The 6,555-nt window shown below is 36.2% G+C and carries 13 protein-coding genes and 1 pseudogene; 4 read left to right on the top strand and 10 right to left on the bottom strand.

All coding sequences use genetic code 11. The annotated features are described in order from the left end of the window. The first annotated feature begins 209 nt into the window (after positions 1-209). The 4 genes from EV207_RS15435 (at position 210) to EV207_RS15420 (ending at position 2,071) form a co-directional block, all read left to right on the top strand. Positions 210-572, top strand: coding sequence for a YolD-like family protein (locus tag EV207_RS15435; protein WP_132747052.1), 363 nt, complete (start codon positions 210-212; stop codon positions 570-572). A gap of 237 nt (positions 573-809) precedes the next feature. Next, positions 810-1,226: an NUDIX hydrolase gene (locus EV207_RS15430; RefSeq protein WP_132747051.1), complete on the top strand. Its 417-nt coding sequence runs from the start codon at positions 810-812 to the stop codon at positions 1,224-1,226. Between the two features lie 88 nt (positions 1,227-1,314). After that, positions 1,315-1,659 carry a GNAT family N-acetyltransferase gene (locus EV207_RS15425; protein ID WP_132747057.1) on the top strand — a complete coding sequence of 115 codons (345 nt, stop codon included), beginning with the start codon at positions 1,315-1,317 and terminating at the stop codon, positions 1,657-1,659. A 181-nt stretch (positions 1,660-1,840) separates the two neighbouring features. Further along, positions 1,841-2,071, top strand: coding sequence for a hypothetical protein (locus tag EV207_RS15420; RefSeq protein ID WP_243647106.1), 231 nt, complete (start codon positions 1,841-1,843; stop codon positions 2,069-2,071). A gap of 97 nt (positions 2,072-2,168) precedes the next feature. Here the strand turns inward: EV207_RS15420 and EV207_RS15415 are convergent, their stop codons facing one another. The 10 genes and pseudogenes from EV207_RS15415 to EV207_RS15380 all read right to left on the bottom strand — a co-directional run bounded on the left by EV207_RS15415 (position 2,169) and on the right by EV207_RS15380 (position 6,266). Next, complete coding sequence (locus EV207_RS15415) at positions 2,169-2,456, bottom strand: hypothetical protein (RefSeq protein WP_132747050.1); 288 nt, start codon at positions 2,454-2,456, stop codon at positions 2,169-2,171. 40 nt (positions 2,457-2,496) lie between these two features. Then, complete coding sequence (locus tag EV207_RS23150) at positions 2,497-2,706, bottom strand: hypothetical protein (RefSeq protein WP_165886967.1); 210 nt, start codon at positions 2,704-2,706, stop codon at positions 2,497-2,499. A gap of 24 nt (positions 2,707-2,730) precedes the next feature. Further along, a pseudogene (locus EV207_RS23505) lies at positions 2,731-2,889 on the bottom strand (helix-turn-helix domain-containing protein); the annotation flags it as partial. Between the two features lie 17 nt (positions 2,890-2,906). Continuing rightward, a complete protein-coding gene (locus EV207_RS15405; protein ID WP_132747049.1) occupies positions 2,907-3,287 on the bottom strand; it encodes a hypothetical protein in 381 nt (126 codons plus the stop codon). A gap of 301 nt (positions 3,288-3,588) precedes the next feature. Beyond that, a complete protein-coding gene (locus EV207_RS23945; protein WP_165886966.1) occupies positions 3,589-4,593 on the bottom strand; it encodes an AbrB/MazE/SpoVT family DNA-binding domain-containing protein in 1,005 nt (334 codons plus the stop codon). Positions 4,594-4,605: 12 nt separating this feature from the next. Beyond that, the gene (locus EV207_RS15395) at positions 4,606-4,824 is read right to left on the bottom strand and encodes a hypothetical protein (RefSeq protein ID WP_132747048.1); all 219 of its coding nucleotides are present in this window, start codon (positions 4,822-4,824) and stop codon (positions 4,606-4,608) included. A 127-nt stretch (positions 4,825-4,951) separates the two neighbouring features. After that, positions 4,952-5,086 (bottom strand): hypothetical protein, encoded by a 135-nt coding sequence (locus EV207_RS23745; RefSeq protein ID WP_279389199.1) that lies wholly within the window; start codon positions 5,084-5,086, stop codon positions 4,952-4,954. A gap of 93 nt (positions 5,087-5,179) precedes the next feature. Then, positions 5,180-5,431 (bottom strand): hypothetical protein, encoded by a 252-nt coding sequence (locus tag EV207_RS15390; protein WP_132747047.1) that lies wholly within the window; start codon positions 5,429-5,431, stop codon positions 5,180-5,182. Beyond that, the gene (locus EV207_RS15385; protein WP_132747046.1) at positions 5,428-5,889 is read right to left on the bottom strand and encodes a hypothetical protein; all 462 of its coding nucleotides are present in this window, start codon (positions 5,887-5,889) and stop codon (positions 5,428-5,430) included. Before EV207_RS15385 ends, EV207_RS15390 begins: the two co-directional genes overlap by 4 nt. Before the next feature lie 110 nt (positions 5,890-5,999). Beyond that, positions 6,000-6,266 carry a hypothetical protein gene (locus EV207_RS15380; RefSeq protein WP_132747045.1) on the bottom strand — a complete coding sequence of 89 codons (267 nt, stop codon included), beginning with the start codon at positions 6,264-6,266 and terminating at the stop codon, positions 6,000-6,002. Positions 6,267-6,555: the final 289 nt, after the last annotated feature.

Genomic DNA, 6,555 nt, shown 5'->3' with positions numbered 1-6,555 from the left:
AGTAAGATTGAGGATTTCAATAATCGCATCAAGGAATAAAAAATAAAAATTGAAATGTGAGATAAAAGCTGATATGATATGAAATGTTATCACCCTTTTCATGTTTACATAAAAAGGGGCTTAGGCAGGCTGGGTTTACTCAGCTTGCCTTTTGTTTTGGGTTTTAATCGAACATACATTCGTGTATAATAGCAAGTGAGGTGATTGAAATGGTCAAAGACCGCGGAACAATTAAGTGGACATCACTAATGTTGCCAGAACACATGACAGCATTGAGACAATGGAAAGCCGACTATAAAAAGATTGAAAAACCAATATTAGACGAGCAAGAATATGAGGAAATTGACCGGGTTTTATGTGATGCGATGGGTGAAGCGCTACCTGTGATAGTGGATTATTATAAGAATGGTTTTATAGAGCAATTGGTGGGATTTGCGCAGCGATATGATCAGCTGAATAAGGTATTGTATGTACAAAATAAAAATAGGGATCTCGTGAAATTAAAGTTTGAATTGATTACAAATGTAGGAATTAGTGAAGAGGATATTTATCCGATGGTTGATGATTTTTAAATGCTTCCCGATGTGGCTTTGAAATAAAGTTTGATTATTTATAATAAAGATTGATCATTTTTATAAAGTCCGATAATTTATAAAAAGGTTTGATACAATTACATTGACAAGACGGATTGTGACAATGCCACAAACGGGCCAGATAACGGAATAAAGGTGTGTTAAACTAACTAGCAGTTTAGTTGAATAATGTTGTGCTACTATGGTTTAAAAACAATTATTAAAAGGGGATACGCTATGAAGAGAGTGGATGTTGTTTATGCGTTTGTCTATGATGATAAAATAGAAAAAGTTTTAATGGTTAATAACAAAGGTGGTGGATGGTCACTACCAGGTGGGGCAGTAGAAAAAGGTGAAACGTTAGAGCAAGCAGTTATTCGAGAAACGATAGAAGAAACTGGTTTAGTAATCGAAGTAGGAAATGTAATTGCGGTTAATGAAGCTTTTTTTAAAAAACACGAACATCACGCTATACTTATCACATTCAATGCAAAAGTTATTGACGGAGAAATCCCGATTGAAGAGAATGATGAAATTGCAGAGGTAAAATGGTTCGATGTAAACACTGCTAATAATTTAATGCCTTACCATAAAGATGGTGTAGAAAGGTTGTTGGTATCTTCATCACCTTACACTTTTCAGGGAGAGTGTTAGGGAAACTAGTAAAAAATCCCAGGAGGACAATAACTTGAATATAGAAATTTTGAGTTTTACTAAAAGACCAATTAAACCCATTGATATTATGATTCTTTATAATGATGTAGGTTGGTGGGAGGAAAGAAAAGAACAAGAAATTGAGGAAATGTTAAATAAAGTGCAATCTGTTGGTGCGTGGAAAGACGATGCTCTTATTGGTTTTGCAAGAGCTGTTTCGGATGGGAAATTTAGAGCGTATATTGAGGATGTCGTTATACATAGTTCATTTCGAAAGGAAGGTATAGGAACAAAACTTGTTTCAACATTGTTAGATGAACTTTCTTATATTGACGTAATAAGTTTGTTTTCTGAGGAACAATTAATACCTTTCTATGAAAAAAATAATTTTAAAAATAGCAAATCACAATTTGTAATGCACAGGAAATTATAGTTATTACACCAATCCTTTATTCACCAATCGGGCGCGTTTGTGGAAGATCATAGCCAGAAATTGATCAATCTTTTTTATAAAAATTGCATAGTGTTTCACAAGGGATTAACCCGTTTTGATCAATCTATTTTCAAAATGGGTTAATTTTATTTAACGTAAAATATAAGTTTGTGAAGTATCTTTGATCAAACTTTATTCCAAAGCAACACCCGACACCGAAAGAAAAATATTAAGAATCTATGTTAATGAATCACTGCATGGCAGAAGTCCGACATTGGAAAGATTAAGAACCTATACGGGGAAAAGTGAGAACGATTTGAAGGATGTTGTGCGCTCGCTGATTGAAAAGGGGCATCTTGGGGTTAAAAACGGTGAAATGGTGAAGATTTTGCAGAATCCGGTTGAGTTTTAGGGAAAAGAAAAAGCCACCTGTGAGGTGACTTATGTTATAATTAAATTTGCCATTGCTGGACAAACGTCCGGTTAGTCCGTCTCTTATGAGGCGGGCTTTATTTGTTTTCCTCGTAACATTCCAAGAATTTAAGCACCCTGTCCTTTGGTCTATTTTTGTGCTGGCCCTCACCCTTCATAAATTTTTTGGTTGCTTCTAATACTCTAAAACCCGTCATGTCAACACCGGGGAAATCTTGTTTACCATACTTTTTACAAATAGCAGAAACGATAAATGATTCGTCCCTTGGATCAAAACCATCAAGCGTAAATCGGGAAAAGTATTCCTGGCCTTGACTGACCCTTTCTTCAAATCCCTTCACTAGTTCAATGTTTTTTTCGTTCATTTTATAATCACCCTCCTTGAGAGGGGCGAACCCCTCGGTGTTAAATGCTGATCGTATTCCCGCGTCCATCTTCCCAACCGTCCACACCTTCGCCATTGTTTAGGTCTGTGATGATCTGCTCCATGTCCTCGATCGTTGCAGGCGTGATCGTGGATATGACATCTTCAGCTTTTATTACGTCAAATGCGTGTAAATCGTGATCAAATTCCTTTTCTTTTACTTTGTAACCTTCACGATTCCATGTTCTCATTTGTAATTCCTCCTTAGGTTTACCGAATAATTCGTTCATTACATAATCTGTAACAAGCCAAACTTTACCGGAGCGTTTAACATGTTCTCCAATATGATCTTTCAATTTACCACGATTACATGATTGTCTTACTGATCCTTCAGGCAATCTCCATTTATCTTCTGCTTCACTTGCCGTATACACCTCCTCTAGCGGGCAAGCTACTTTTTTGCAACTTCAACCTCATATTGCCTTTTGAATTCAAGGAAGTTATCAACAATGCCATACCCAGAGACATCTACTAAATCAAATCCTTCAAGTTCATTTATGGTGTAATGTCCTTTTGTTCCTGTTTTGGAGTTTTTATTAAATTCTTGAACAATGCTTATATCTTCTGCTGCCGATTCCATGACACGTGCTTTTATAAACATTCCTGATCCTTTATGATTCCATTTAGCAGATTCCTGAATGCCTTCAAATCCTTCAAACCTCCTGCTCCTTTTCAACTCATCTAATGTTTGCTTTGTTCTATAATTCTCAATGTAATCTGATCCTTCAGCTTCAACAATCATTTCATACCAGTTTAGGGATTCGATTTCCATTTTGTTTGCCCCCCTTTTTTATACACGTTTCCGTGTTGTTACTTATTATTATACACGTTTCCGTGTAATTGTAAACCCTTTTCTACCCCTACAAGTTATTTTTGAGCAAATGAAAAAAGCCTCAACTGTCCGGGGCTTTCGAATATTTATGGCTTGGTATTTATAGTATTTGTAATAAGAGCAAATAGACATAGCAATCAGATCAGTATACTTCTGGTTTTTTAAAGGTTCTTAAATGCTGTGGACTTTCACTTTAAAACCACCTATTTCTTTTTATATTATTGACCTGCTTGAATTTAAATTAAAAATTAATTCCAGTGACCTCATTCCAAATATCATTGATTTTAGTTGTATTAAATTTTCTAAAAAGAGTGGACATGCTGATATCCATTCTTTTTTTAAGTTCCGAATAAGAAAGGCGACCATGCTTTTTATAAATATTTAAAAGCTGTTTTTGACACTCGGCTTTAGTAATGGCATGAAGATCAACCTTATCGGCTATTTTAAAGTCGCATTGCCTTCTTAACTCGGTTATCGTCCCAAAGTGCTGTCGGTATATGTCGTAGCTAAAAGCCGTTAGTTGTTGAAGTTCTCTGACCGTTGCCGGGTGATTTAGTTGGTCACTTATTTGTTTATATTCATGTATTAATACTTGATCGGAGACTTCATCTATTTTATATCGCCTAATTTTTTCACAGCCACATGCTTTAATAATGTCATTCCATGTCATATCGAGATGAGCGGTTAAAACCCTCGGATAAGGGAAAAGGGCTTTATTTCTCTTTTTCTCATAATCATTTTTCTTATAGCTTCCAATACGATTAAATTCAATGGTTAACTGCTCAAGCATTTCATCTTTCGGCAAAAAAGCCTTCGAAGGCTTGAGACCCAACAACTTTACAATTTCTGAGAATGTCATATTGAAACGCCTACAAACGGTACTACTGTGTGGTTCTCCTGCTTTTTTATTTGCATTATAAACAGATGCAGACGTGGTGCTGATCCTTTCCAATTCGTCTTTTAAATGTTCTAGAAGGTATCTTTTAATTTCCCTCATAACCATTTCAGCGCCTTCACGGCTCAATACAAGGTTGTATTTGGCTAAGATAAGGTTATCATCATCCGTTTTACCTGTGATTTGACACGTGGTACCGGGACTGTATTTTTTTAAAGTCAATGTGTTGTGACTATCAAAAGATATTTCTAGAGGATCTTTTGGTGAAATGTCTAAGGCCTTTCTCAGTTCAGCTGGGATGGCGAAGCGACCTAGTCTATCGACCTTTCTAACAACCCCTATAGAATGCATTGTTTATACCCCTTAATGTTTATTATATGGTCTCTGTGTTTTTTGATATTCAGAAAGCCATTTTTCAATATCTTCTTTCAACCAACCAGGATTTTTGCCTATGTAGACACTTGGTTCAGGTAGCTTACCACGACTATAAAGCACGTTTACCTTCCGGTAATCGCCCGGGATACCATAATCACTCATCATGTTACCGATTTCCCTTTGTCCAATGTATTTTTTGGTCATCATTGAAACCCCTTTATCAAATTAAAAGTGATATGGCAGCTAATCCATATCACTTTTAGGACTTAAACATCCTATTTCAACACAAATGTGCCTTTAGTATAAAACGGAATGTTGTGAATGTCAACATGGGCTAGGTGTTTAACAGATAATGATAATAATTGCAAAGCTTTTTACTGGACCAATGAATGGCATCATTTGGGACGTTAACACCCATTTTATTACAAAGGTCAACTAAGGCTTTGTAATAGTCCATCCAGTTATACAAAGCAAATCCTCCTTTTAATTTTGAGAGCGAGATAAAAGTGACTCTTAAATCATTCTCATGATTAAGAATAAATGGTCATATTAACGGCATATGCTATTTTGCTAGCCTGTGATGGTGATTCCTAAGATCGTTTATTTCTTGTAAAAGGCTTTGTTTTACCAACCATTCCTCAGCTAGTTTCTTTTTTAAATAGTCGACCTGATCCTGTTTGTTTTGATACATTATTTCATAAATGCGTGACCGTTTCACTTCTTCTATGAGGGGTACAACCTTTTTATAATAAGCAAATGGTGTAATGTGTGCTGTCTGGACAGCTTGCTTCCAATACAAGGTGTCACTATTCATTCATTCCACCCGATAAGAAAAGGGCCATTATAATGGGAATCATTCATCATATACTTTTTAAAATAATCTTTAATGGACATTCTTTTATAACCGGCAGTACCATCTTCAAAGAATAATTCAGTTTCCAAAGGAGCAACATCTGCTTTCAGCGCAGGTTGCTGCACATCATCCATCCGTAAATTATAATCTCTTAAAGCCTCAAGCTCGTTTTCAGCAGCAATATATTCCGTGTATTCATCATCCCCGACTTTATAAATCTTTAAGTTTGCCATATGGTTTAACCTCCTAGTATTTAAGTCAAAAAGATTTTCCGGATGACAAGCAACGCCCCAAAATGAATCGGTGTTCGAACAAACAACCGCAGCCTTTTTGTAGATATCCCAGTAGTCTTCACTAGCCCCAATAGTATTCATGCCATGTTCTAGAATAACCTGATTATAATAAGACCATTCACTCATGATGTTCCCTCCTGTTGTTATGAAATCAATCCTTTTCAATGGTCATCATCAACAAGCCACACTTTGGGCACCTCTTAAAAGGTACAATACCGAAGATCAATTCATTGATATCACATGGCGTACAGACATACTCGATCATGATCAAAGCCACCTTCCAGTAATGAAATGGCCTGTTTAAGCATTGGGACACCTGCGTTATTGGCAATCGTTTTTTGCATCATGTAAAAATGCTCAATATAATGAACAACTTCATCCGTTGCACCAATTTCATAAACGTACATGATCAGGTATTCCGTTAAAGCGTCATTTGTCATGTGGTGGCAAATTTCAGCTATCTTTCTATAAGCCTGATCAATGTATTCTTTTTTGCTTATCATTGTAAAACCTCCAATTCGTGTAGCGTCCAATCTAAATTTTTAAAATGACATGAAGCAAATTCCCACGGGTCGAGACGTGTCACTGAAATTAAAAGTTTTGTATATTGTTCCTGATGGTCTCTAATCACTATCGCATGGTAAACTTGACATTCTATTTCTGGAACCATCTTGATCCTCCTTGGGGGGGGAGGGGGCGAAAGCCCCCTGAATTTTAGTACACCTTTTCGACTTTAATAACATGACAGTTGTCTTTGTGGCGTTTCCAGACCCCCTTATTGATTTGGTTTTG

This window comes from Scopulibacillus darangshiensis, assembly GCF_004341035.1.
Lineage (GTDB): Bacteria > Bacillota > Bacilli > Bacillales > Sporolactobacillaceae > Scopulibacillus > Scopulibacillus darangshiensis.
This window is presented reverse-complemented; position numbering and strand designations above follow the sequence as displayed.

Excerpts from the sequence above, each read along its gene's own strand:
- EV207_RS15435 (WP_132747052.1), top strand. The coding sequence starts at position 210 with ATGGTCAAAGACCGCGGAACAATTAAGTGGACATCACTAATGTTGCCA.
- EV207_RS15430 (WP_132747051.1), top strand. The coding sequence starts at position 810 with ATGAAGAGAGTGGATGTTGTTTATGCGTTTGTCTATGATGATAAAATA.
- EV207_RS15425 (WP_132747057.1), top strand. The coding sequence starts at position 1,315 with ATGATTCTTTATAATGATGTAGGTTGGTGGGAGGAAAGAAAAGAACAA.
- EV207_RS15415 (WP_132747050.1), bottom strand. The coding sequence starts at position 2,456 with ATGAACGAAAAAAACATTGAACTAGTGAAGGGATTTGAAGAAAGGGTC.
- EV207_RS23150 (WP_165886967.1), bottom strand. The coding sequence starts at position 2,706 with ATGAGAACATGGAATCGTGAAGGTTACAAAGTAAAAGAAAAGGAATTT.
- EV207_RS15405 (WP_132747049.1), bottom strand. The coding sequence starts at position 3,287 with ATGGAAATCGAATCCCTAAACTGGTATGAAATGATTGTTGAAGCTGAA.
- EV207_RS23945 (WP_165886966.1), bottom strand. The coding sequence starts at position 4,593 with ATGCATTCTATAGGGGTTGTTAGAAAGGTCGATAGACTAGGTCGCTTC.
- EV207_RS15395 (WP_132747048.1), bottom strand. The coding sequence starts at position 4,824 with ATGATGACCAAAAAATACATTGGACAAAGGGAAATCGGTAACATGATG.
- EV207_RS15390 (WP_132747047.1), bottom strand. The coding sequence starts at position 5,431 with ATGAATAGTGACACCTTGTATTGGAAGCAAGCTGTCCAGACAGCACAC.
- EV207_RS15385 (WP_132747046.1), bottom strand. The coding sequence starts at position 5,889 with ATGAGTGAATGGTCTTATTATAATCAGGTTATTCTAGAACATGGCATG.
- EV207_RS15380 (WP_132747045.1), bottom strand. The coding sequence starts at position 6,266 with ATGATAAGCAAAAAAGAATACATTGATCAGGCTTATAGAAAGATAGCT.